Origin of the sequence: Hymenobacter lapidarius, assembly GCF_001816145.1 — a bacterium.
GTDB classification, from domain to species: domain Bacteria; phylum Bacteroidota; class Bacteroidia; order Cytophagales; family Hymenobacteraceae; genus Hymenobacter; species Hymenobacter lapidarius.
Window position 1 is genome coordinate 29,010 of record NZ_MDZB01000022.1, and the last position, 23,499, is coordinate 52,508.

The following is a 23,499-nucleotide window of genomic DNA, read 5'->3' on the forward strand; positions in this document are numbered from 1 at the left end:
CTCATGAGATTTATACTTTCCGGGCGGTGTTAATCACATTCACCCCGTTGAAGCGGGTGGTGGCCGAGCCGTGGCTCACCGCCGAGCTTTGCGAGGGCTGGCCCTTGCCGTCGAAGAAGGTGCCGAACAGGCGGTAGTCGCGCTGGTCGCAGCTGCCGGCGCAGGCACCCCAAAATTCCTGGGTGTTCGACTGATACGCCACGTCTTCCAGCGGCTCGGTGATTTTGCCCTTCTCGATGGCGTAAAACAGCTGCCCGCCAAACTGAAAGTTAAACCGCTGCTGATCAATGGAAAACGAGCCTGCGCCAGCAATGTAAATGCCCTTGTCAACTTTGCTCACCATCTCGTCCACGCTCAGGGCGGTGGCGCTGGGGCGCAGGCTCACGTTGGGCATGCGCTGGAACTGCACGTTTTCCCACGACTGCGCGTAGGCGCACCCGTCCGATTCCTTCTGGTTCACGATGTGCGCCTGGTCCCGGATTTTCTGGTAGTTCACCAGCTTGCCCTCCTTGATGAGGTCCCACTCGCGGGTTTTCACGCCCTCGTCGTCGTAGCCCACCGACCCCACCGAGCCGGGCTGCAGCTTGTCGGCCACAATATTCACCACTTTCGAGCCGTAGGGGAGGTTCTTGGCCTTCCACTCCAGTGTGGCGAAGCTGGTGCCGGCAAAGTTGGCCTCGTAGCCCAGCACGCGGTCCAGCTCCGTGGGGTGGCCCACCGATTCGTGGATGGTGAGGCCCAAGTGGCCGGGGTCCAGCACTAGGTCGTATTTGCCGGGCGTTACCGATTTCATGGTCAGCTTTGCTTTGGCCTGCTTGCCGGCCATGGCGGCATCGGCCAGCATGTCGTAGCGCAGCTTGTAGCCCACGGTGTTGGTGCCCTGGGGCCCGGCTATCTGCTGGCTGGCGCTGGGGCTGAGGTACTCATAGCCCAGCCCAACGGGCGCGCTCAGCGCCTCCCGCGACCGGAATTTGCCGGTTTTGGTGTCCACGGCCGTTGCCGAGAAAGTGGGCCACAGCCGGTGCACGTCCTGGTCAATGTAGGAGCCGTCGGTGCTGGCGAAGTACTTCTGCTCGTTCACCTGGAACAGGCCCGAATTGATGTAGTTGGCGCCGTTGTCGAGGGCAGCGGCGTTAGCGGCCAGCAGCAACTCCACTTTCTGCTTCACGGGCACCTCAAAAGCCCCCTGTTCGATGGGCGTTTTCCAACTCACTTCGCCGTAGCCCTGCTGCGGAGCCAGCTGCACAGGCTCCTTCATTACCAGGCGGTTGGCCTTGGCGATGTCGGTGGCCACGCGGGCGGTGGCGGCCAGGCTGGCCTCGGTCACCACGCTGGTGGAGGCAAAGCCCCAGCAGCCGTTCACCAGCACCCGAATGCCCACACCATAGCTCTCGGTGCTCACGATGTTCTGCACCTGTTTTTCGCGAGCAAAAATGTACTGGTTGAGGTAGCGGCCAATGCGCACATCGGCGTAGCTCGCTCCCGAAGCCTTGGCCGCGTTCAGGGCCGCGTCCGCCAGGCGCTTTTTGAGGATGACATCGGCGCCAGGCTCTAACAGGCGGCCGGGGTCCACCGGGGTGTGGCCAAAGCCCGGCAGGCTGGGCAGGAAGAGGGCGCCAGCGGCCAGGCCGGAAAGTCCCACAAAGTCACGTCTTTTCATATGCTGCAGATGGAAAAAGGTGTGGTTGATTATCAGTTGCTCGTTGTTGGTTGTCAGTAGCCAGTCGTCAGGGTCGGTGAAATTGAAGAATTGAACTGACAACTGACAACTAGCACCGACAACTAAATTACGGGGTGAGCATGGTGCCGAAAGCGCCTTTTTGCTCGAAGGATTTCATCACCTGGTCTTCGAGCGGGGTTCGTTTCACCACGGCGTTGTTTTGCCAGAACACGGGGTTATAAGTCGTTTTCTTGATTGCGGCCAGGTCTATTTCGCCGTTTTTGGCGGGAGCGTAAGTTACGCTGGCATTGGGGGTGGGGCGGCCATTATAAAAATAAGCGAACGAGGCAACGCGAATGGGCAGGTCGGGCTTCATCATCCGGCCCAGGTTGGCCGAGTAGTCCACCTTTAAATAGTCCAGCGTGGCCGCGCCGCCTGGCCGGGGCTGAAATACCCATTCCAGCTGCGTGACTTCGTCCTTGAATTTGAAGGTGGGGTTGTTCGATTTGGTCTTCATTCCCGTTGTTTCCAGCCGCAGCCGCAGCAACTGATGCGTTGTTTCATCAATAACCATGCTGCCGCGAGCGCGCCGGTTCGTGCTTTCTTCCTTGCTCACAAAGCCGATTTCGACCAGTTGCTGCGGGCCGTTCTGGGTCACGCCCAGCAGTTTCAGGCTCAGGTATTGGTCGGTGTGCAGGCCAATGAGGCTTTTTTGGGTGCTGTCGTCCTGTGGGTTGAAGATTACGTATTGCTTGGTGTATGCCGAGAAATTGTTGAAGCTAAGCAGGGCCTTTTTCTTGGCAAAACGCGCCTGGGCCAGAGCCGTGCCTTCTACCCCGGCGCTGCTGGTAGCGGCTTCCCACACCATTTCCTGCACTTCGGTGGCGTCGCCTTCCAGCCGGGTTACCTGGCGGTAGAATGCCTGGCCGTACTGCTTCTGGTCGTGGGTGGCGCGCAGCTGGCGGTAGGCCTGGGCAATGAGCTCGCTGAGGTAGCTGCCCACCCGCACTTCGGGCAGCTGCACCGACGAGGGCTGCAGCCGCACCAGCAGCGGGGCGGTGGCCGCAGTCACGGCCACCGTGTCGCGCTGGTGGCCCAGCTCCGACACTACCAAGCGCGCCGGAACCGCTGCCTTTAATTCAAATTCACCCTCGGCGTTGCTGGTGGTGCCGGTCGTGGTACCCAGCACCAAAACGCTGGCGTAGGGCACTGGCTGGCCGGTGACGGCATCCAGGATTTTGCCGGTGATGCGCTGTTGCGCGGCGGCGGGCAGCAGGCCTGCCCCCAGCAATAAGGTGGCTAGCAAAAAGTACTTCATTGCAGAAAGTAGGAGAGGCCGCAAGATAAGCGCGGAGCGCCAGCAACCAAACCAGCAGATGCGCTGGCCGCCCGCTTGGTTGCCTGCCGGACCGACGCATACTAAAATCCCCCGGCCTGGAAGGGTCGGGGGATTTGCAGAATAAAGAACTACACCGCGTCCGATAAACTCGTAAACGTGAAGTCCCGGATTTTGAGCGGGGGCACCAGATTGCCGCCCAAACGCACCGGCTTGCCAATGGCTTCCAGGTTGTTGAGCATAATGATGGGGCTCTCGTTGAAGCGGAAGTTCTTCACCGGAAACTTGATTTGGCCGTTCTCAATGTAGAACGTTCCGTCGCGGGTGAGGCCGGTGTAGAGCAAGGTCTGCGGGTCTACCGGGCGGATGTACCACAGGCGCGTGACCAGAATGCCCTTGGCCGTGCCCTTTATCAGGTCGGTGGTGGTTTGGGTGCCACCTTCCATTATCCAGCCGCCGGGGCGGGGCAGGTCGGGAATGCCGGCTTTTTGCGCCCAGAAACGCGAGGAGTAGAGGTTCTTCACCACACCCTTCTCAATCCAAGTCACGCGTTTCTGCGGCCGGCCATCACCGGAGAACTGCAAGTTAGGGATTTCAGCGTTCATGGGGTCAGAATAAATCGTCACCCGCTCGTCGAACAGCTTTTCACCCTTGCGGTTGCCGCCGCCTTTCTTGCTGAGGAAGCTGCGGCCTTCGTCGGCGTTGCGCGCATCGAAGCTGCCCATCAAGGCCGCCATCAACGACGTGTCGACGTTGGAAACCAAGGCGTTAGGTTCCAGAATAACTGTGTACTTGCCGGGCTCCAGGGCCCGGGCTTTCATGGAGGAGGACGCTTTGTCGGCGGCCACGCGGGTAAGGCGGGCGGCGTCGAACTTGCCGGCGTCGGTGTAGTCGGCGGCGGCGTAGCCGGAGCCCGTGCCGTCGGGCGTGCGCACCGTCACCGAAAACTCTACGTTGGTAAGCTGCTGGTAGGCCTCCAGCCCTTTGGAATTGCGCTTGGCCACAAAACCGGCCGAATCTACCAGGAAGGCGGCGGAGCTCAGCTTGCGCTGGTCGCAGAGGCCGGTGCTGGCCCCCATTTGCTGGGCGCGGTAATCGGGGGTGATGGCAGCCGTGGAAGCGGCAAATGCCTTGCTACTGGCCCCGTATTCCTGCGGGCCCAGCAGGGGCATGTACTCGGGGCTTTCGGGGGCGAGCCGGGCTATTTCCTCGGCCCGCTGCACGCAGCGGCGCAGCGTGGCGTCGTCAAACTCGTTGCAGGTGGCCACGCCACTGCGCTTGCCGAAACGGCTTTCCACGCCCAGCGACACGTTGTCTACGGCGCCGGCCGTGCTGATGCTGTTGCGGGCCGAGCGCACGTTGCCGCCAATCTGGCCGTTGAGGGTTACCTCGCATTCGTCGGCGGTGCTGAAGCTGAGCACCTTTTTGAGAATGGTCTGAGCGTCGTCTTTAGAAAGAATGGCCATGATTTATTAGCTGATTTTGGATTGAAGCAGCACGTCATGCTGAGCTTGCCGAAGCATCTCTACCGCTTTGCATGCTGCTTTTTCAACGAAGCAGTAGAGATGCTTCGCAAGCTCAGCATGACGTTCTTCTAAAATAGTCGTTATCCGATTTTGCGAGCCGTGTTGATGACGTTCACGCCGTTGAAGCGGGTGGTGGCCGAGCCGTGGCTCACCGCCGAACTCTGGGAGGGCTGGCCCTTGCCGTCGTTGAACGCGCCAAACAGGCGGTAGTCGCTCTGGTCGCAAACGGCTGAGCAACTGTTCCAGAATTCCTGGGTGTTGGCTTGGTAGGCCACGTCTTCGAGCATGCCCGTAATCTGGCCCTTCTCGATGGCGTAGAATACCTGCCCGCCAAACTGGAAGTTGTAGCGCTGCTGGTCGATGGAGAACGAGCCGTTGCCGGCGATGTATATACCTTTGTCCACGTTTTTCACCATTTCGTCCACGCTCAGCTTGGTTTTGCCGGGCTGCAGGCTCACGTTGGGCATGCGCTGAAACTGCACGTCGGCCCAGTTCTGGGCGTAGCAGCAGCCGTCCGACTCGTTCTGGCCCACCATGTGCGCCTGGTCCCGAATTTTCTGGTAGTCCACCAGCGTGCCCTCTTTGATGAGGTCCCACTGCTTGGTTTTTACGCCCTCGTCGTCGTAGCCCACCGCGCCCAGCGAGCCGGGCTGCAGCTTGTCGGCCACAATGTTCACCAGCTTCGAGCCGTAGGGAATGTTCTTCGCTTTCCACTCTAGCGTGGCAAAACTGGTGCCGGCGTAGTTGGCCTCGTAGCCCAGCACGCGGTCCAGCTCCAGGGGGTGGCCCACGCTCTCGTGAATGGTCAGGCCCAAGTGATGGGGGTCGAGCACGAGGTCGTACTTGCCAGGCGTGACCGATTTAGCGGTTAGCTTCTGCTTCACCTGCTTGGTAGCGGAGGCCACGTCTTCCAGCATGTCGTAGCTGCTTTTGTAGCCCACCACGTCCGAACCCGCGGGGCCGGCAATCTTGTCGGAAGCCTTGGGCGTGAGGTACTCGTAGCCCAGTCCCATCGGCGAGCTCAAAGCCTGCCGCGTCCGGAACTTGCCCGAAGCGCGGTCGATGGCCGTAACGCCGAAGCTAGGGTAGATGCGGTGAATATCCTGGTCGATGTAGGAGCCGTCGGTGCTGGCGAAGTACTTCTGCTCGTTCACCTGCTGAATGGTGGAGTTGATAAAGGACGCGCCCATATCCAAAGCTTTCGCATTGACGCTCAGCAATAAATCGACTTTGTCTTTAATCGGAACATCAAAGGCATTTTGCTGAATGGGCGTTTTCCAGCTCACTTCGCCGTGGCCTTTGACTGGGGCTAGCTGCACCTTTTCCTTCTGCACCTTGGAGTTGGCTTTGGCAATCTGCACGGCCAGCTGCGCGGCTTTGGCAATGCCCGCTTCGGTCACGGAATTGGTAGCCGCAAAGCCCCAGGTGCCGTTCGCAATCACGCGGATGCCAGCGCCGTAGCTCTCCGTGCTCAGAATTCCCTGCACCTGCTTTTCGCGGGTAAAAACATTCTGGTTGAGGGAGCGACCTATCCGCACGTCGGCGTAAGTGGCGCCCGCGGCTTTGGCCGCGTTGAGGCCGGCATCAGCCAGGCGCTTCTTCACGGCGACGTCGACGCCGGGCTCCAACAGGCGGGCCGGGTCCACGAGGTTGCCGGCAAAACCGGGAATGGTAGGGATGAACAGGGCGCCAGCCGCCAGGCCGGAGAGTCCCACAAAGTCGCGTCTTTTCATAAGATGTGCGGTAAGCTTTAGCTTGCCGTAATGAAGTGTAAAAGATTGATAGGCTGTCGGTCACGGCAAGCTAAAGCTTACCGCACACAAGCTACACCGCGTCGGAAAGGCTGGTGAAGGTGAAGTCCCGGATTTTGAGCGGGGGCACCAGGTTGCCGCCTAACCGCACGGGCTTACCCACAGCCTCCAGGTTGTTGAGCATGATAACCGGGCTTTCGTTGAAGCGGAAGTTCTTCACCGGAAACTTGATTTGGCCGTTTTCAATATAGAAGGTTCCATCGCGGGTGAGGCCGGTGTAGAGCAGCGTCTGTGGGTCCACGGCCCGGATGTACCACAGGCGCGTGACCAGAATGCCTTTGGCCGTGCCCTTTATCAGGTCGGCGGTGCTTTGCGAGCCGCCTTCCATTATCCAGCCGCCGGGAGGGGGCAGGTCGGGGATGCCGGCCTTCTGCGCCCAGAACTGCGAGGTGTAGAGGTTCTTCACTACGCCTTTATCAATCCAGGTAGTCTTCTGTTGGGGGCGGCCGTCGCCGGCGAAGGTCAGGTCGGGTACTTCGGCGTTGGTAGGGTCCGAATAAATCGTAACCCGCTCGTCGAAGAGCTTGTCGCCTTTGCGGTTGCCGCCGCCTTTCTTGCTGAGGAAGCTGCGGCCTTCGTCGGCGTTGCGGGCGTCCATCGAGCGCATCATGTTGCTCAGCATTTCCACGGCCGCGGCCGGCTCCAGAATCACGGTGTACTTGCCGGGCTCAATGGCCTTGGCCTTCACCGACGAGGCGGCCTTGTCGGCGGCCACGCGGGTGAGGCGGGCGGCATCAAATTTGGCCAGGTCCGTGTAGTTGGCAATGGCGTAGCCGGAGCCCAGGCCGTCGGCGGTGCGCACCGTGATGGTGAAGTCCAGGTTGGTCAGGCGCTGATAGGCCTCTAGTCCTTTGGAATTACGCTTGGCCACGAAGCCGGCCGAGTCGTTAAAAAAGGCCGCCGACGACAGCTTCCTGGCTTCGCACAGCGCCATGCTCGCCCCAATCTGCTGGGCGCGGTAGTCGGGCGTGATATCGGCCGTGCGCTGGGCAAAGGCCGCCGGCGACGCCACGTATTTCTGCGGGCCCAGGAAGGGCACGTACTCCGGGCTTTCGGGCGCGAGCTTCGCAATTTCCTCGGCGCGCTGCACGCAACGGCGCAGGCTGGCCTCGTCGAACTCGTTGCAGGTAGCCACACCGCTGCGCTTGCCAAAGCGCGACTGCACGCCCAGCGAAACGTTGTCGGCGGTGCCGGCCGTGCTGATGGTGTTGCGCGCCGAGCGGACGTTGCCGCTGATGCTGCCGTTGAGGGTCGCCTCGCACTCGTCGGCGGTGCTAAACGAGAGGACTTTTTTCAGGATGTCCTGCGCCTCGGTTTGGGAGAGAATGGCCATGTTTTCTTAGCTATTAGCTGGTGGCTATTAGCTGTTAGCTGTTCAGCTGCGCCTCTTGAGAAAGACCAACAGCTAGCAGCCAATAGCTAACAGCTCAAAAATTAAATTTTGCGGGCGGTATTGATGACGTTCACCCCGTTGAAGCGCGTGGTGGCCGAGCCGTGGCTCACGGCCGACACCTGCGAGGGCTGGCCCTTGCCATCGAAGAAAGACCCAAACAGGCGGTAGTCGCTCTGGTCGCAAATGGCTGAGCAGGAGTTCCAGAATTCCTGGGTGTTGGCCTGGTAGGCCACGTCCTCAATCATGTCCGTTATTTTTCCCTTCTCGATGGCATAAAACACTTGCCCGCCAAACTGGAAGTTGTAGCGCTGCTGGTCGATGGAATAGGAGCCGCGGCCGGCGATGTAAATGCCTTTGTCCACGTTTTTCACCATCTCGTCCACGCTCATTTTGGCGGTGCCGGGCTGCAGGCTCACGTTGGGCATGCGCTGGAACTGCACCGCGTCCCAAGAATCGGCGTAGCAGCAGCCGTCCGACTCGTTCTGGCCCACGATGTGGGCCTGGTCCCGGATTTTCTGGTAGTCCACCAGCATGCCTTCCTTGATGAGGTCCCAACGCTTGGATTTCACGCCCTCGTCATCGTAGCCCACCGCCCCCAATGAGCCGGGCTGCAGCTTGTCGGCCACAATGTTGACCAGCTTTGAGCCAAACGGGATTTTCTTGGCTTTCCACTCCAGCGTGGCGAAACTGGTGCCGGCATAATTGGCCTCGTAGCCCAGCACGCGGTCCAGCTCGGTGGGGTGGCCCACGCTCTCGTGAATGGTGAGGCCCAGATGGTTGGGGTCGAGCACGAGGTCGTACTTGCCCGGCGTAACCGATTTGGCGGTCAGCTTTTGCTTCGCCTGCTTGCCGGCCAGGGCAGCATCTTCCAGCATGTCGTAGCTGTCGCGGTAGCCGATGAGGCCTGTGCCGGCCGGGCCGGCAATTTTGTCGGTGGCCTTGGGCGTGAGGTACTCGTAGCCCAGGCCCATGGGGGCGCTCAGGGCATCGCGGGTCCGGAACTTACCGGTGGCGCGGTCAATGCCCGTGACGCTGAATGTGGGCCAGATGCGGTGCACGTCCTGGTCGATGTAGGAGCCGTCGGTGCTGGCGAAGTACTTCTGCTCGTTGATTTGGAACAGCGAGGAGTTGACAAACGACGCGCCGTTGTCGGTGGCTTTGGCGTTGGCGGCCAGCAGCAGCTCCACTTTCTGGGCCACCGGCACCTCAAAGGAGTTCTGCTGAATGGGCGTTTTCCAGCTCACTTCGCCGAAGCCTTTCACGGGGGCCAACTGCACCTTTTCCTTCTGCACTTTGGCGTTGGCTTTGGCAATGGCCACGGCCAGCTGGGCGGCTTTGGCCAGGCCGGCTTCCGTTACGGAGTTGGTGGCAGCAAAGCCCCAGGTGCCGTTGGCCAGCACCCGCACGCCGGCCCCAAAGCTCTCGCCGCTGGCAATGTTCTGCACCTGCTTTTCGCGGGTGAAGATGCTCTGGTTGAGGTAGCGGCCAATGCGCACGTCGGCGTAGGTGGCACCCGCGGTTTTAGCGGCGTTGAGCGCGGCGTCGGCCATGCGCTTGTTCACGGCCGGGTCGATGCCTTCCAGCAAACGGGACGGATCAACGGAGGTGCTACCCAGGCTCGGGAAGGCGGGGAGAAACAGGGCACCAGCCGCCAGGCCGGAAAGTCCCACAAAGTCGCGGCGTTTCAAAAGAGAAGAGAGGTTCTGTTTATAAGAAAAAGCAGGTTCGTAAAGAAGGGACTTAAATCTTCACTGATAAGACAGTCGAAATAGCCCGCCGTTGCGTCGCTGCTCAAACTTAGGTCAAGTTTGAACAAAATTCCCTTTCTGGGCTGTGCCCGAGCCTAAAAAATTATGGGGTGCCAGCCGCAACCGGTGCACCAGTCAATGGCAAACCCACCAAACCCGTTATTGTCCGGACAGTCACGGCTTCACTCATAAAAGCCGGCGCCGGAGCCGCCGCTTTTACCTGGTGGCGCGCCAGGTAATGGTCATGCCCGAAGCGCCGCTGCCAAAGTAGGCTGGTGCCAGGCCAATGCCCCGCCCAATGGACTTGCGGCCCCAGCGGTTGCGGTGGCTGAGGTACGCCAGGTGAGCGGAGAGGATGCCAAACCCCGCGCCAGCCACCACGTCGCTCTGCCAGTGCTTGTCGTTAATCATGCGCAGGGCCGCCACGCTGCTGGCAATGGTGTAGGCGCCCACGCCATACCACTGGCTTTTGTCGCGAAACTCGGTGTGCACAATGCTGGCGGCCAGAAACGCCTGCGCGGTGTGGCCCGACGGGAACGATTGATTGTTGGAGCCGTCGGGGCGCTGTTCCCGGCTCAGGTACTTCACTGCATACACCGAAGCCAGCATAATGGCTTCTCCTTTGGCAATGATGAGCAGGGTATTGATGCGGTCGTCCCGCGATTCGACGCCGGCCAGGGCCACGGCGCCCAGCTCAAGGTAGGGCAGGAAAATGACGGTGTTGTCAATCATTTTATTCACCGGCCGGAACTGCTTGAGGGCAAACTCCCGGCCTTCGCGGTTGATGCCCGCATTGCCTTGCGCCGTGATGGCCCCGTAGGTAATAAGCGCCGCCGGAATAACGCTAGCCCGGAAAAGCTTGCTCTTATACCACTTCGCTTTTTCGGGCGAGGACATGCCGGCGGGATTTTCATACTTGCGCGTGGTATCGGGAGCGGGTACCGGCACTACCTGGGCAGAAGCCGGGTGGATGCCCCCAATCAGCAGGGCGACGGCTGCAATACGGGTGAGGAGAAAAGGGCGCATACGGGTATCAATCAACCAATGAAAAGGCTCAGCGTGCATACGGGAACCCAATAAAAAATATAACGGGAAGCCCGGCGAAAGTATTGCTTTTCCCGGTAGCCCTGGCCCTGCACCCGCGGGCCCTACAGCAACTACTCCTTACGCACGCCGGTAGAAGAGCCGTATTTGCGTGGATTCTCAGCAGGGCAGGCTGTTCCGCTTGCAGTGGGCTGATGGGCGCTGGGAAAATTATTTTCCGGAAAAAACCGGGTCGTTGAGGCATGTCCGGCAAAAACCTTAGCTTGCATCCCGCTTAACCCCCCCGGAATATGGAAGTTCAAACATTGAAATACCCGGCCATTCGCAATTACGTGGGCGGTAGTCCTGCCGAAGCAGCCGGTGCGGCCAGCATGGAGGTGTTCAGCCCTATCACGGGCGCGGTGATTTCCACCGTCCCGCTGAGCAGCGCCGCCGCCCTTGACGCCGCCGTTGTGGCCGCCAAAGCCGCTTTTCCCGCTTGGTCGGCCACGCCGATTAAGGAGCGGGTTCAGATTTTCTATCGCTACAAAACCCTGCTGGAGCGCGACATGAAGGCCCTAGCCGACCTGGTACGTGAGGAAAATGGCAAAACCTACGACGAGGCCCGCGCCGAAGTCGAAAAAGCCATCGAGCTGACCGAGTTCGCCTGCTCCATGCCCCAGCTCATTCAGGGCGAATTCCTGGAAGTGAGCAAGGGCGTGGAAGCCCGCGCCGAGCGCAAGCCGCTGGGCGTAGTGGCCAGCATCGCCCCGTTCAACTTCCCCAACATGGTGCCCCACTGGACCATCCCCAACGCCATTGTGCTGGGCAACACCATGATTCTGAAGCCCTCGGAGCTGGTGCCCCTGAGCGCCGTAAAAATTGCCGAGCTGCTGAAGGAAGCCGGCCTGCCCGACGGCGTGCTGAACATCGTGAACGGCGACCGGGAAATCGTGGAAGCCATCTGCGACCACCCCGATATCCAGGCCGTGAGCTTCGTGGGCTCCACCAAAATCGCCAAAGTCGTGTACGTCCGCGCCACCAGCAACCTGAAGCGCTGCGTAGCCCTCGGCGGCGCCAAAAACCACCTGATGGTGCTGCCCGACGCCCACCCCGAAATGACGGCCTCGAACGTGGCCGCCAGCATGTCGGGCTGCGCGGGCCAGCGTTGCATGGCGGGCTCCACCATGGTAGGAGTGGGGGCGGTCGATGGTATCGTGGCCAAAATCGTGGAAGAAGCGAAGAAAATTGTCGTCGGCCAGAACCTCGGCTCCGTTATCAGCAAAGCTGCCAAAGACCGCATCGAACAGCACATCGCTGAAGCCGAAGCCGCCGGCGCGAAAGTCCTCCTCGACGGCCGCAACGCCGTGGTGACCGGCCACGAAGACGGCTACTACGTGGGCGCTACCGTCATCGACTACGTGACGCCCGACATGCGCATCGCCCAGGAAGAAGTATTCGGCCCGGTGCTGGCCATCATGCGCACCAACACCCTGGACGAGGCCCTGGCCATCGAAAACGCCAACCCCTACGGCAACGCCGCCGCAGTGTTTACCAGCAGCGGCAGCAGCGCCCGCTACGTCATGGACCACGCCAACGCCGGCATGATAGGCGTGAACATCGGCGTGCCCGTGCCCCGCGAGCCGTTCTCTTTTGGTGGCTGGGGTGACTCGAAATTCGGAGCTTGTGATATTACCGGGAAGAGTTCGATAGAATTCTGGACGCAGCTGAAGAAGACCACCACCAAGTGGAACCCGGAGTCGCGGGTGAACTGGATGAGCTAGAACACCTGAAAGAACGTCATGCCGAGCGAGCCGAGGCATCTCGCTCGCATCGTTGAACGATTATGGTCACTGCTGCACGCGAGATGCCTCGGCTGCGCTCGGCATGACGTTTTAACAAAAGCAACGCCACATGGAAACCGCCTACGCCACCGACCCAACCCAAATCCTGCACGACAACCTCGACCACACGCTCTTCTCGTGGTCGAAGCAAACGGGCCTGAACCCCATCAACGCCGAGCGCGCCGAGGGCGTGTACGTATATGACCGCGACGGCAAGCGCTACATCGACTTCAGCTCGCAGCTGATGAACGTGAACATCGGCCACGGCGACCAGCGCGTGACCGAAGCCGTGGCGGCCCAGATGCGCGAGCTCAGCTACGTGTACCCCGGCATGATTACCAAGGCCCGCGGCGACCTGGGCCGGCGGCTGGCCGAAATCACCGCCCCCAACCTCACCAAGGCCTTTTTCACGCTGGGCGGGGCCGAGGCCATCGAAAACGCCATCAAGCTGGCGCGGGTGTACACCGGCCGCCACAAGATTGTGACGCTGTACCTGTCGTTTCACGGTGCCAGCTACGGAGCCATGAGCGCCGGCGGCGACCCCCGCAAATTTGCCGTCGACAGCCAGGCCATGCCGGGCGTGGTGCACGTCGAAAATCCGTATTCCTACCGCTGCCCCTGGTACTCCGACTCGCCGGAGCAGTGCGCCCAGCGCGCCGCCGATGCCATGGAGCGCATCATCGGCTATGAGAACCCCGGCAGCGTGGCCGCCATTATTATGGAAGGCGAGTCGGGCACGTCGGGCTGCATCAAGTACCCGCCCGGCTACTGGACGCGGGTGCGCGAAATCTGCGATAAGCACGGCATCCTGCTCATTGCCGATGAGGTGATGTCGGGCTTTGGCCGCACCGGCAAGTGGTTCGGCTCGGACCACCACGGTGTGAAAGTCGACGTGATGTGCATGGCCAAGGGCATCACCGCCGGCTACCTGCCCCTGGGCGCGGTGATGGTGGACGAAAAAATAGCCAAGTCATTCGACGACAAGCCCCTGCCGCTGGGCCTCACGTACTCAGCGCATCCCGTGTCCTGTGCCGCCGCCGTGGCCGTGCTCGACATTTACGAGTCGGACAATCTACTCGAAAACACGGTGGAAATGGGTGAGTACATGGACCAGCAAGTAGCCCAACTCATGCGGCACCACCCCAGCATCGGGGACTGGCGCAACACCGGCCTCTTCGGCTGCCTGGAACTGGTGAAGAACCGCGCCACCAAGGAGCCCATGGCCCCCTGGAACGCCAACAACGACCAAATGGCCATCATGAACCAGGTGGCCGCCAAAATCCGCGAGCTGGGCATGTACACCTTCGTGCGCTGGAGCTACATTTTCATTTGCCCGCCGCTGACTATTACGAAGGAGGAAATTGACGAAGGCTTGGCCATTATTTCGGAGGCAATCAGCATTGCGGACAAGCATGTTAATTAAAAATTCAGAATTAAAAATTAAAAAGGAAGATGCCCTGCCAGCTTTGGCCTGTGATTGGGTAATCAAATTCCAACTCAGTTTTTAATTCATAATTCATAATTTTTAATTACCCACATGCCCATCCTCCTCAAAAACGGCCGCGTCGTCACTGCCGATTCGGACGCCGTCTGCGATGTCCTAATTGAAGGCGAAACCATCGTGTCCATCGGCCGCAACCTGTCGGCCGAGGGCGCGGAGGTGATTAACTGCACCGGCAAGCTGATTATGCCCGGTGGCATCGACCCGCATGTGCATCTCGAAATGCCTTTCATGGGCACCTTTAGCTCCGATACGTACGAAACCGGCACCCGCGCCGCCCTGCACGGCGGCACCACCACCGTCATCGATTTTATTCTGCAAAAGCAGGGTAATTCGCTACGTTCGGCGTTTGAGGAATGGAGCGGCCGCGCCACCGGCAACGCCGTGGGCGACTACAGCTTCCACATGGCCGTCACGGATTTCAACCCCGGTACCAGAGAGGAAATCAAGGACATGATTGCCGAAGGCATTACGTCTTTCAAAACGTTCATGGCCTACAAGGGCGCGCTTATGATTGACGACGCGCAAATGGTGGGCCTGATGCAGGAAGTGAAAAAGCACGGCGGCCTCGTAACTGCCCACGCCACCAATGGCGACATGATTGACACGCTCATCGCCCAGCACCGGGCGCAGGGCAAGCTCACCCCGCTTTACCACTATCTGTCGCAACCCGAAGTGACGGAGGCCGAGGCGTCAGGCCGCTTCGCCGACATCGCCAACTACACCGGCGTGAATGCCTACATCGTACACCTCACCTGCGAGGGCGCCCTCAACCAGGTGCGCCGCGCCACCGAGCGCAACCAGCGCGTGCTGGTGGAAACCTGCATTCAGTATTTGCTGCTCGACGCTTCCTTGTACGAGGACGAAGCCAACGGCGCGAAGTGGGTAATGTCACCGCCGCTGCGCGAGAAGAAGGACCAGGCCACGCTGTGGGCCGGCATAAATCAGGGTCTGGTGAACGTGGTGGGCACCGACCACTGCCCCTTCATGTGGGAGCAGAAGCTGATGGGCAAGGACGATTTTTCGAAGATTCCCAACGGCCACCCCGCCATTGAGCACCGCATGGAATTGCTGTTTTCGGAAGGCGTGAACAAGGGAAAAATCACGCCGCAGAAATTCGTGGAAGTTACTTCGACCAACGCGGCTAAAATCTTCGGCATGTTTCCCCGCAAAGGCACCATTAGCATTGGCGCCGATGCTGATTTGGTGATTTTTGACCCGCAGAAAAAACACACTATTTCGGCCGGCACCCACCACATGAACTGCGACTATTCCGGCTACGAAGGCTGGGAGTTGACTGGCAAAATCGAAACCGTTTTGCTACGTGGAAAAGTAGCCGTTGATGCTGGCGAAACGAAAGTTTCAAAAGGTTATGGCCAGTTCATTAAGCGCGGCAAAACAAACATCTGAGCGCAAAGTGTCGCGAAGTTTTAAAGTAAGTTTCGCGAAGCAAATGCATTAATATATTGCGAAACTTACTTTGAAACTTCGCGGCACTTTGCACGAATTCAAAACTCAAAACTTAACCCTCCCTCAAATGCCAAGAATGATTAAATCCGGTCTCATTCAGATGAGTCTGCCGATGACCGAAGGCGAAGGCACGATTGCCGAAATTATGCAGGCCATGGAAGCCAAGCACATTCCGCTGATTGAAGAAGCCGGCCGCCAGGGCGTGCAGATTCTCTGCCTGCAGGAAATTTTCAACACCCCGTATTTCTGCCCCGGCCAGGACAAATCCTGGTATGCATCGGCTGAGTCGGTGCCCGGCCCGACGACCGACCGCATGGCCGAGTACGCCAAGAAATACAACATGGTGATGATTGTGCCCGTGTACGAGCGCGAGGCCGCCGGCTTCCTCTACAACACGGCCGCTGTGATTGATGCCGACGGCACCTACCTCGGTAAGTACCGCAAAAACCATATTCCTCACACCACCGGATTTTGGGAGAAGTTCTTCTTTAAGCCCGGCAACCTGGGCTACCCGGTGTTCCAGACCAAATACGCCAAAATAGGCGTGTACATCTGCTACGACCGCCACTTTCCCGACGGAGCCCGCGTGCTGGGCCTCAACGGCGCCGAAATCGTGTACAACCCCTCGGCCACCGTGGCCGGCCTTTCGCAGTACCTCTGGAAGCTGGAGCAGCCTGCGCACGCCGCCGCCAACGGCTATTTCATGGGCTGCATCAACCGCGTAGGCGAGGAAAAACCTTGGAACCTGGGCCGCTTCTACGGCACGTCGTATTTCGTGGACCCGCGCGGCCAGATTATCGCGCAAGCCGATGAGTACAAGGACGAATTGCTCATTGCCGATTTTGACCTCGATATGATTGAGGAAGTGCGCAATACCTGGCAGTTCTTTCGTGACCGTCGCCCCGAAACCTACGAGAAACTGGTGGAACTGTAGAAGTTTTGAGGGTTGAAGGCTGAGTTTTGAGTTAACCGTTCCATGTTTTTGGGGTAATCAACAGCTCGCATTTGACCATTTAAAACTCAACCTTCAACTCTCAAAATTTTAAGATTGTGGCCGAATTTTTTACCCCCACCACCGAGCAGGAATTTGCGGCAAACTTCGCGCAACTCAAGCCGCTCATGAACCGAACGGAGGCGTTGTATGAAAGCTCGCGCTGCCTGTTTTGCTTCGATGCACCGTGCATTAAGGCCTGCCCGTCGGGGATTGACATTCCGCAGTTTATTCGGCAGATAAATTCGGGCAACGAGACCGGTGCGGCACGCACCATTTACGAAGCCAATTACTTCGGCAATGCCTGCGGCAAGGTGTGTCCCACGGAGGTGCTGTGTGAAGGCGCCTGCGTATATAACCTGCAGGATGTGAAGCCGATTGAGATTGGTCGGCTGCAGAGCTACGCCACTACCAAGGTGATTGAAAGTGGGAAGAAATTGTTTAGCCCCGGCGCGGCAAACGGAAAAAGTGTGGCCGTAATTGGGGCTGGCCCCGCCGGCATTTCTGCCGCCTGCGAGCTACGCGCCCTGGGGTACGCAGTGGACGTATTTGAGGCCAAAGCGCAACCCTCGGGCCTCACGGTTTATGGAGTGGCACCCTACAAAATCACCAACGAGGAAACATTGGCTGAAATGGACTATTTGCAAGCCCAATTTGGCTACAACACCCATTTCAATTCGCCTATTAATTCTCGCGAAGAATTAATGAAATTGGAAAATAAATACGACGCTATTTTCCTGGGCATTGGCCTGGGCAAAACGAATGCGCTGGGCTTGCCGGGCGAGAATAAAATCAATTGTACCGGCGCTGTTGAGTTCATTGCCGAATTGCGCCAGCACCATCACGAAATAGCAGTGGGCCGCAAGGTAATTGTGCTGGGGGGTGGCAATACCGCTATGGACGCGGCTTCAGAATCGGCGCGCCTGGGCGCGGAACAGGTGACTTTGGCGTATCGCCGCGGTAAGGAAGAGATGGGTGCTTATGAATTTGAGTACGACCTGGCCAAAGGCGTGGGCGTAAGTGGCTTGTTCAACGTGGCGCCGCTGGAAATTGTGGGCGATGACTACGTGGCGGGTGTGCGGTTCATTCGCACCGAAACGATTAATGGCAAGGTGTCGGAAATAGCCGGTTCTGAATTTGTGGAACCCTGCGACATGGTGATAAAAGCCACCGGCCAGGCCAAGCAAACCGAATTCCTGCGCCTGATTCCCGGCCTAGAAGTGGACGGTAAAGGCCGCATCGTTGCCAATGCGCACACCGGCCAAACCACCAACCCTAAGTACTTCGCCTCCGGCGATGCCTGGAACGGCGGCGCTGAGGTAGTGAACGCGGCGGCCGAAGCCAAACTAACGGCCCGCGGCATTCACGCTTATCTGAGTAAATAGCGTCACCCGGAACTGCTATCCCCATCTGGCGTCCGTTTTCGAAAGACCTAAAGACAGCATCCCATTTTGCAGTAAATTATTTCTTCCGGTTTGAGTTGTTGCGGCCGCAGTAAGGTCCTTCGCAAGCTTAGGATGACAGAGAATATTATGCCCGACCTCTCAATCAATTTCGCCGGCATCAAATCGCCGAACCCGTTCTGGCTGGCTTCAGCCCCGCCCACCAATTCCGGCTACCAGATAATGAAGGCGTTTGACGCCGGCTGGGGCGGCGCGGTGTGGAAAACGCTGGGCGTGCCCGTAGTCAACGTGTCGAGCCGCTACGGCGGTGTGAACTACCGCGACAAGCGCTTGGTCGGTTTCAACAACATTGAGCTGATTTCGGACCGCCCGCTGGCCGACAATCTGCGCGAGATTGAGGAAGTGAAAAAGCGCTTTCCCAACCACGCCGTCATCGCTTCGCTCATGGTACAGAGCCGGCAGGAGTGGCACGATATCGTGCGGCAGAGCCAGGACGCGGGCGCCGATGGCTTCGAGCTGAATTTTGGCTGCCCGCACGGCATGTGCGAGCGCGGCATGGGCTCGGCGGTGGGGCAGGAGCCCAAAATTTTGCAGATGATAGTGGAGTGGGTGATGGAAGTGGCCACCAAGCCGGTCATCGTGAAGCTCACGCCCAACATTTCTGACATCACCGAGCCCGCTCTGGCCGCCCGCCGCGGCGGGGCCGATGCCATTTCGCTCATCAACACCATCCAAAGCATTGTGGGCGTTGATATCGACCAATTTGCCCCGTACCCCATCGTAGACGGCAAGGGCAGCAACGGCGGCTACTGCGGCCCGGCCGTGAAGCCAATTGCCCTGAACATGGTGAAAAACTGCGCCCAGCACCCCGACATCAAGCTGCCTATTTCGGGCATTGGCGGCATCGAGAACTGGCGCGATGCGGTGGAACATATTCTGCTGGGGGCCAGCAGTGTGCAGGTGTGCACGGCGGCCATGCACTTTGGTTTCGGCATCATTCGCGAAATGACTTCGGGCCTGGAGCAGTACATGGTGGACAAAGGCTTCAGCACCATCTACGACTTTGTGGGCAAGGCCCTGCCCAACGTGCTGCCCTGGGAGCAGCTCAACATGAAGTATAAGGTGATGGCTAACATCCACGCCGAGAAGTGCATCGGCTGCCAGCTCTGCTACACCGCCTGCGAAGACGGCGCCCACCAAGCAATCCGGTTGAATGCGGGCACCCGCGTCCCGGAAATCATCGAGGAAAACTGCGTGGGCTGCAATTTGTGCTCGCTGGTGTGCCCCGTAGAGGACTGCATCACTATGGACCGCACCGACTCCGGCACCGAGCACATCACCTGGAAAGAGCGGGTGGCCGCCGGCACCGCGCCCACCGAGTTCAACGACGAGCGCGCCGGTGGCCGGCACCACTGGGTGCCCGAGCCCAGCGCCGCCCTGGGCAAGGAGCGCCACAAGACGCTTCCAGGCAAAGCCCGGGTTTATGCTGGGGACTTAGGCCTATAATCAATTGCGCTGATTACTCGTGGCGCTTTTGCTACATCCTACAGTTTGGTTTATTAGCTCGCAGTAGAAATAAGTTTGTCAATAGCGAGGAGTAGTAAGTATTCCCAACAAGAACGAAGTGTCTTTCCCCCTAAACAATCATCTACCCTGTATGAAAACTTTTGCTCTATATACCTCTTTTGTATCTGTTTTATTCTTGTCCGCCTGCAAGGATAAAGAAGTAACGCCTATTGGCCCAATAGAAGGGCGGTTTGATATAGTGAACGAGCAGGGCAAGGTAATGACAAGTTTTGCAAAAGGGCAAAATGTGATTTTTCGCTTTGAAGTAAAAAACACTACCAGCGAAGCTGTTTTTCTTAAAAACCCTTTATTCGACGCGCAGCAGTTCTTAGAATTGTACCAGCTCTCCAGTTCAACCTCTAACGTGTTACTTGGTAAGCCATACAATCATATCTTTTGCGACTACCGAGGAGGTTTTAATATTCCGGCGCGAAGTACCATAACGCTGAATATTTCTTGGGTAGAAGTGGCCAATTATTCCAACTCAGCGATTTTTTGCAGCCATGCGGCCAACAGTTATCTGCAACCCGGGCGCTACAAAAGCTCCTTTGCTGCGGCTTTTACTATTCTAAAGCCGACGGGACCCGAGACAGTTCTTCCTGCTCAATCCTTTAGTCAGGAATTTGACGTGCGCTAGCCTTGCTGGTCAGTTAATTTAACACGGATATTGGCTCGTGAACACCGTCGGCTCGATCACGCAGTGGCCGGCTGTTGCGCTGGTGGTGCTTGGCTTGAATTTCGGCCACAATGGCCAGCGCAATTTCCTCCGGGGTTTCGCTGCCCAAGTCCAGCCCAATCGGGCTGTGCAGTCGGCTGTGCAGCAGATTCCGGGCATCCTGTTCCGACAAATCCAGCTCGGCTTCGGCCAACAGGCGGGCTGCCTTGTTGCGTGGGCCCAGCAGACCAATGTAGGGTGTGGGGCCGGGAATGTGCAGGGCCAAAGCGGCCAAGTCATACGCGTAATTGTGGCTGAGCAGCACGGCGTAAGCATCACCGGGCGTTTCCTGCGCGATGGCGGCTACCGGCACCACCCGCACCTCGGCGGCTTCTGGGAAGCGGGAGCGGGTGGCCAGGTTGGGCCGGCCGTCGAACACGGTGATGTGCCAGCCCAGCGAGGCAGCGAGGTGCACCAGCGGCTGGGCATCGTTGCCCGCCCCGTACACAATGAGGCGCAAGGGCGGAGTGAGGAGTTCGACCAAAGCACGCACGGGGCCGGCGTCGGTGTCTATGTCCAGCACCTGCGTGGTGCCTTCGGCTAATGTTGCGCGGGCAGCTTCGGCCAGTGGGGCGGCCAGGGCGGGGGTGCCCCGCACCGTGCCCGCCGCCGTGAGCAGCACGCGCTGGCCCACGCCTGCCCGCAGTCCCGTGCCCTCATCGGTGCTGAAAACGGTGGCCAGCACGGCCGGCTCCGGGTATCCGGCGAAGCCGCGCAGCAGCTCCATCGCATTGTCGGGCGCGGCAAAGTCCAGCGGCTCCAGTAGGATGCGAACCACGCCCTGGCAGCCGGGGCCCAAGCCGTGGCGCGGGTCGTCCTCGTCGCGGGTGTCATAGGTAACCAAGCCCGGCTCGCCCCGGAAAATGGCCTGCCGGGCACGCTGCCGCGCATCGCCCTCCAGGCAGCCGCCGCTGATGGCCCCGGTTAGCTGGCCATCGTCGGTGACGAGCATACGGGCGCCAGGCCGGCGATACGCAGAGCCCAGCACTTCCACCACCGTGGCCAGGGCGCAGGGCCGGGCGCTGGCGCGGTGCTGGTCGTAGGCAAGGAGCAGGCGTTGGAGTTCAGTCATTCGGGATGTCAAGTAGGTCTAGCAGCACGCCGGGCGGCAGGGGGAGGTTATGTAAACTGCTTGCCGGGAAGCGAGGTTTTGGGACGGTAGCAAACGGCGACGTTAAAACCAACCGCCCCGCAACGAGTTCTTTACGGGGTATTTTTACGCGAAGAATAGCTACCCCCAGCACCTGCCAGCGCCGCAGTTTCTACAGCAGCTTATCGATAGTAATGGGCATATCGCGCACGCGCTTGCCGGTGGCGTGGTAAATGGCGTTGGCCACGGCGGCGGCTACGCCCAGCATGCCCACTTCGCCCAGGCCCTTGATGCCGAGGGGGTTCACTTTATCGTCTTCCTCGTTCACGAAAACGACGTCGATGGCGTGAATGTCGGCGTTCACCGGGACGTGGTATTCGGCCAGGGAGTGGTTCATGTAGCGGCCGAAGCGGTGGTCCATCACCGATTCTTCCATCAGGGCCATGCCGAGGCCCCAGACCACGGAGCCGAGCACTTGACTGCGGGCCGTTTTGGGGTTGAGGATGCGTCCGGCGGCCACGGCATTTACCACGCGGGTAACGTGCACGGTCATCAGGTCGGGGTCCACTTTCACTTCCACAAACACCGCGTTGTGGGCGTGCATGGAGTATTTTGGCGGCTTCAGCATCGCCAGCTTGGCGAGTAGCGTGGAGTTTTCGGCTTCAATTCTGGGCTCGCCGCTGGCCTGCACCACATCGCGCAGCACCATGGCTTGAGTACTGTCGGAGCGCAGACGCATCTGGCCGTTGGCAAACTGCACATCGTCGATTTTGACGCCTTTGAACGCCGGGCTGTCCATTTTCTGGGTTTGTTTCAGCAGGGCCTCGCCCAGCTTGGTGCAGGCTTCCACCACGGAGTTGCCCACCGAGGCGGCCGTCCAGGAGCCGCCTTGCAGCGGCGACTCGGGAAGCTCGGTATCGCCCAGCACGAAGGTGACGGCCTCAATGGGTAGGCCCATGCTTTCGGCCGCAATCTGCGTCATAATGGTGTAGGTGCCGGTGCCGATTTCGTTGGTGCCGCTGCTCACCGTGAGGTGGCCGTCGGCGTCGAGGCTGGCGCGTACGGAGGCGGGCAGCTTGGTGGCGTCCCACACGCCGCCGCCCATGCCCCAGCCCACCAGCAGGTTGCCGTCGCGCATGGAGCCGGGCGCGGCCGTGCGCTGCTTCCAGCCAAATTTGGCGGCGCCTTCGTGGTAGCACTTGCGCAGCGCCTTGCTGGAATAGGGGAGGTCCTGGGCCTGGTCGTGGTCGGAGTAGTTGCGCATGCGGAATTCGAGCGGGTCGAGGCCGGCGGCATAGGCCATCTCGTCCATCGCAATTTCCAGGGCGATGGAGCCCGAGGCTGCGCCGGGTGCGCGCATGTCGAGCGGCGTGTACACGTCGAGTTTGGCCAGGCGGTAGCCCAGCGCCACATTTTTGCAGTCGTAGAGCATGCCGCTCCAGCCCACCACGTTTTCGGTAAAATCCTCAAACTGCGAGGTCTCGGCCACGGCAAAGTGGTTGATGCCGGTGAGCGAGCCGTCGGCGGCGGTGGCCAGGGCTACGTGCTGCAGGGTTTCGGGCCGGTGGCCAAAGCTGAACATCTGCTCGCGGGTGAGCGATACGCGCACCGAGCGCTCCAGCTCCAGCGAGGCCATCACGGCCAGCAACAGTTGGTACTGGGGCCGCAGGCCGGAGCCAAAGCCGCCGCCGGTGTACTTCGAAATTACCCGCGCCCGGTCTTTGCTCAGCCCGAAAATCTTGGTCACGAGCAGCTGGCTGTTGAAGGCGCCCTGCGTCTTGTCGTAGATATTCAGGTGCTTATCGCCCAGCCACTCCACGGTGGTGGCAAAGTTTTCCATGGGGTTGTGGTGCTGGGCGTGGTGCGAGAACTGCGCCTCCACGTGGGCCACGCCTTCCTTCCAGCCCTTGCCAAAGTTGCCGCGCGACTTCGGCGGCTGGAAGCCGATTTTGCCTTTGCCCGGCTCGTAGGCATCGTCGATATGCTGGCTCAACTTGGTTTCGTGGGCGACCTCCTCGTACTCGATGTGCAGCACGGACGCGGCGTAGCGAGCCAGCTCAAAGGTGTCGGCCACCACCAGCGCCACCGGCTGCAGGCTGAACTTGATTTCGGCATCGTACAGCGGGCGAAACGGCGAGCCGCCGGGCGCGATTTCGTCTTGGTAGCTGCGGTCGAAAATGGCGAAATGCGGCACGTTCTCGTGCGAGAAAACCTGCTGCACGCCCGCCAGCGCCAGCACCGGCGCGGCGTCTATTTTCGTGATTTTGCCCTTGGCGATGGGGCTGCTCACCACGTAGCCGTACAGCATGTTCGGCACGTTGTATTCGGCGGCGTACTTGGCGGTGCCGGTCACTTTGGCCGGGCCATCCACGCGGCTGGTGGGCTTGCCGATATAGTCAGTATTCATAGGTAAAGCTGTTGG

General features: G+C 59.7%; 16 protein-coding genes. 7 read left to right on the forward strand and 9 right to left on the reverse strand.

Annotated features, from left to right (window positions below; translation table 11 throughout):
• Positions 1-10 precede the first annotated feature (10 nt).
• The 7 genes from BEN47_RS00825 to BEN47_RS00855 form a co-directional block, all read right to left on the reverse strand.
• The gene (locus tag BEN47_RS00825; RefSeq protein ID WP_070724357.1) at positions 11-1,660 is read right to left on the reverse strand and encodes a TldD/PmbA family protein; all 1,650 of its coding nucleotides are present in this window, start codon (positions 1,658-1,660) and stop codon (positions 11-13) included.
• A gap of 127 nt (positions 1,661-1,787) precedes the next feature.
• The gene (locus tag BEN47_RS00830) at positions 1,788-2,978 is read right to left on the reverse strand and encodes a carboxypeptidase-like regulatory domain-containing protein (RefSeq protein ID WP_070724309.1); all 1,191 of its coding nucleotides are present in this window, start codon (positions 2,976-2,978) and stop codon (positions 1,788-1,790) included.
• A 149-nt stretch (positions 2,979-3,127) separates the two neighbouring features.
• A complete protein-coding gene (locus BEN47_RS00835) occupies positions 3,128-4,462 on the reverse strand; it encodes a TldD/PmbA family protein (protein ID WP_070724310.1) in 1,335 nt (444 codons plus the stop codon).
• A 140-nt stretch (positions 4,463-4,602) separates the two neighbouring features.
• Complete coding sequence (locus tag BEN47_RS00840) at positions 4,603-6,255, reverse strand: TldD/PmbA family protein (RefSeq protein ID WP_070724311.1); 1,653 nt, start codon at positions 6,253-6,255, stop codon at positions 4,603-4,605.
• A 91-nt stretch (positions 6,256-6,346) separates the two neighbouring features.
• Positions 6,347-7,666, reverse strand: a complete 1,320-nt coding sequence (locus BEN47_RS00845; RefSeq protein ID WP_070724312.1) for a TldD/PmbA family protein — start codon at positions 7,664-7,666, stop codon at positions 6,347-6,349.
• Positions 7,667-7,767: 101 nt separating this feature from the next.
• Positions 7,768-9,414: a TldD/PmbA family protein gene (locus BEN47_RS00850; protein ID WP_070724313.1), complete on the reverse strand. Its 1,647-nt coding sequence runs from the start codon at positions 9,412-9,414 to the stop codon at positions 7,768-7,770.
• 276 nt (positions 9,415-9,690) lie between these two features.
• The gene (locus BEN47_RS00855; RefSeq protein ID WP_070724314.1) at positions 9,691-10,500 is read right to left on the reverse strand and encodes a phosphatase PAP2 family protein; all 810 of its coding nucleotides are present in this window, start codon (positions 10,498-10,500) and stop codon (positions 9,691-9,693) included.
• 308 nt (positions 10,501-10,808) lie between these two features.
• Between BEN47_RS00855 and BEN47_RS00860 the strand changes: the two genes are divergently transcribed.
• The 7 genes from BEN47_RS00860 (at position 10,809) to BEN47_RS20700 (ending at position 19,909) form a co-directional block, all read left to right on the forward strand.
• Positions 10,809-12,281, forward strand: a complete 1,473-nt coding sequence (locus BEN47_RS00860) for a CoA-acylating methylmalonate-semialdehyde dehydrogenase (protein ID WP_094122986.1) — start codon at positions 10,809-10,811, stop codon at positions 12,279-12,281.
• A 130-nt stretch (positions 12,282-12,411) separates the two neighbouring features.
• The gene (locus BEN47_RS00865; RefSeq protein WP_070724315.1) at positions 12,412-13,764 is read left to right on the forward strand and encodes an aminotransferase class III-fold pyridoxal phosphate-dependent enzyme; all 1,353 of its coding nucleotides are present in this window, start codon (positions 12,412-12,414) and stop codon (positions 13,762-13,764) included.
• Positions 13,765-13,878: 114 nt separating this feature from the next.
• Complete coding sequence (gene hydA, locus BEN47_RS00870; RefSeq protein ID WP_070724316.1) at positions 13,879-15,252, forward strand: dihydropyrimidinase; 1,374 nt, start codon at positions 13,879-13,881, stop codon at positions 15,250-15,252.
• A gap of 136 nt (positions 15,253-15,388) precedes the next feature.
• Positions 15,389-16,246 carry a nitrilase-related carbon-nitrogen hydrolase gene (locus tag BEN47_RS00875; protein WP_239691454.1) on the forward strand — a complete coding sequence of 286 codons (858 nt, stop codon included), beginning with the start codon at positions 15,389-15,391 and terminating at the stop codon, positions 16,244-16,246.
• Between the two features lie 116 nt (positions 16,247-16,362).
• On the forward strand, positions 16,363-17,688 hold the full coding sequence (locus BEN47_RS00880; protein ID WP_083321969.1) for an FAD-dependent oxidoreductase: 1,326 nt from the start codon (positions 16,363-16,365) through the stop codon (positions 17,686-17,688).
• 147 nt (positions 17,689-17,835) lie between these two features.
• Positions 17,836-19,212: an NAD-dependent dihydropyrimidine dehydrogenase subunit PreA gene (gene preA, locus BEN47_RS00885; RefSeq protein WP_070724317.1), complete on the forward strand. Its 1,377-nt coding sequence runs from the start codon at positions 17,836-17,838 to the stop codon at positions 19,210-19,212.
• A 151-nt stretch (positions 19,213-19,363) separates the two neighbouring features.
• Complete coding sequence (locus tag BEN47_RS20700) at positions 19,364-19,909, forward strand: hypothetical protein (RefSeq protein WP_125921434.1); 546 nt, start codon at positions 19,364-19,366, stop codon at positions 19,907-19,909.
• A 13-nt stretch (positions 19,910-19,922) separates the two neighbouring features.
• Here BEN47_RS20700 and BEN47_RS00890 read toward each other — a convergent pair whose 3' ends face one another.
• Both BEN47_RS00890 and BEN47_RS00895 read right to left on the reverse strand, forming a co-directional pair.
• Positions 19,923-21,059 (reverse strand): XdhC family protein, encoded by a 1,137-nt coding sequence (locus BEN47_RS00890; protein WP_070724318.1) that lies wholly within the window; start codon positions 21,057-21,059, stop codon positions 19,923-19,925.
• A gap of 190 nt (positions 21,060-21,249) precedes the next feature.
• Positions 21,250-23,484 (reverse strand): xanthine dehydrogenase family protein molybdopterin-binding subunit, encoded by a 2,235-nt coding sequence (locus BEN47_RS00895; RefSeq protein WP_070724319.1) that lies wholly within the window; start codon positions 23,482-23,484, stop codon positions 21,250-21,252.
• Positions 23,485-23,499: the final 15 nt, after the last annotated feature.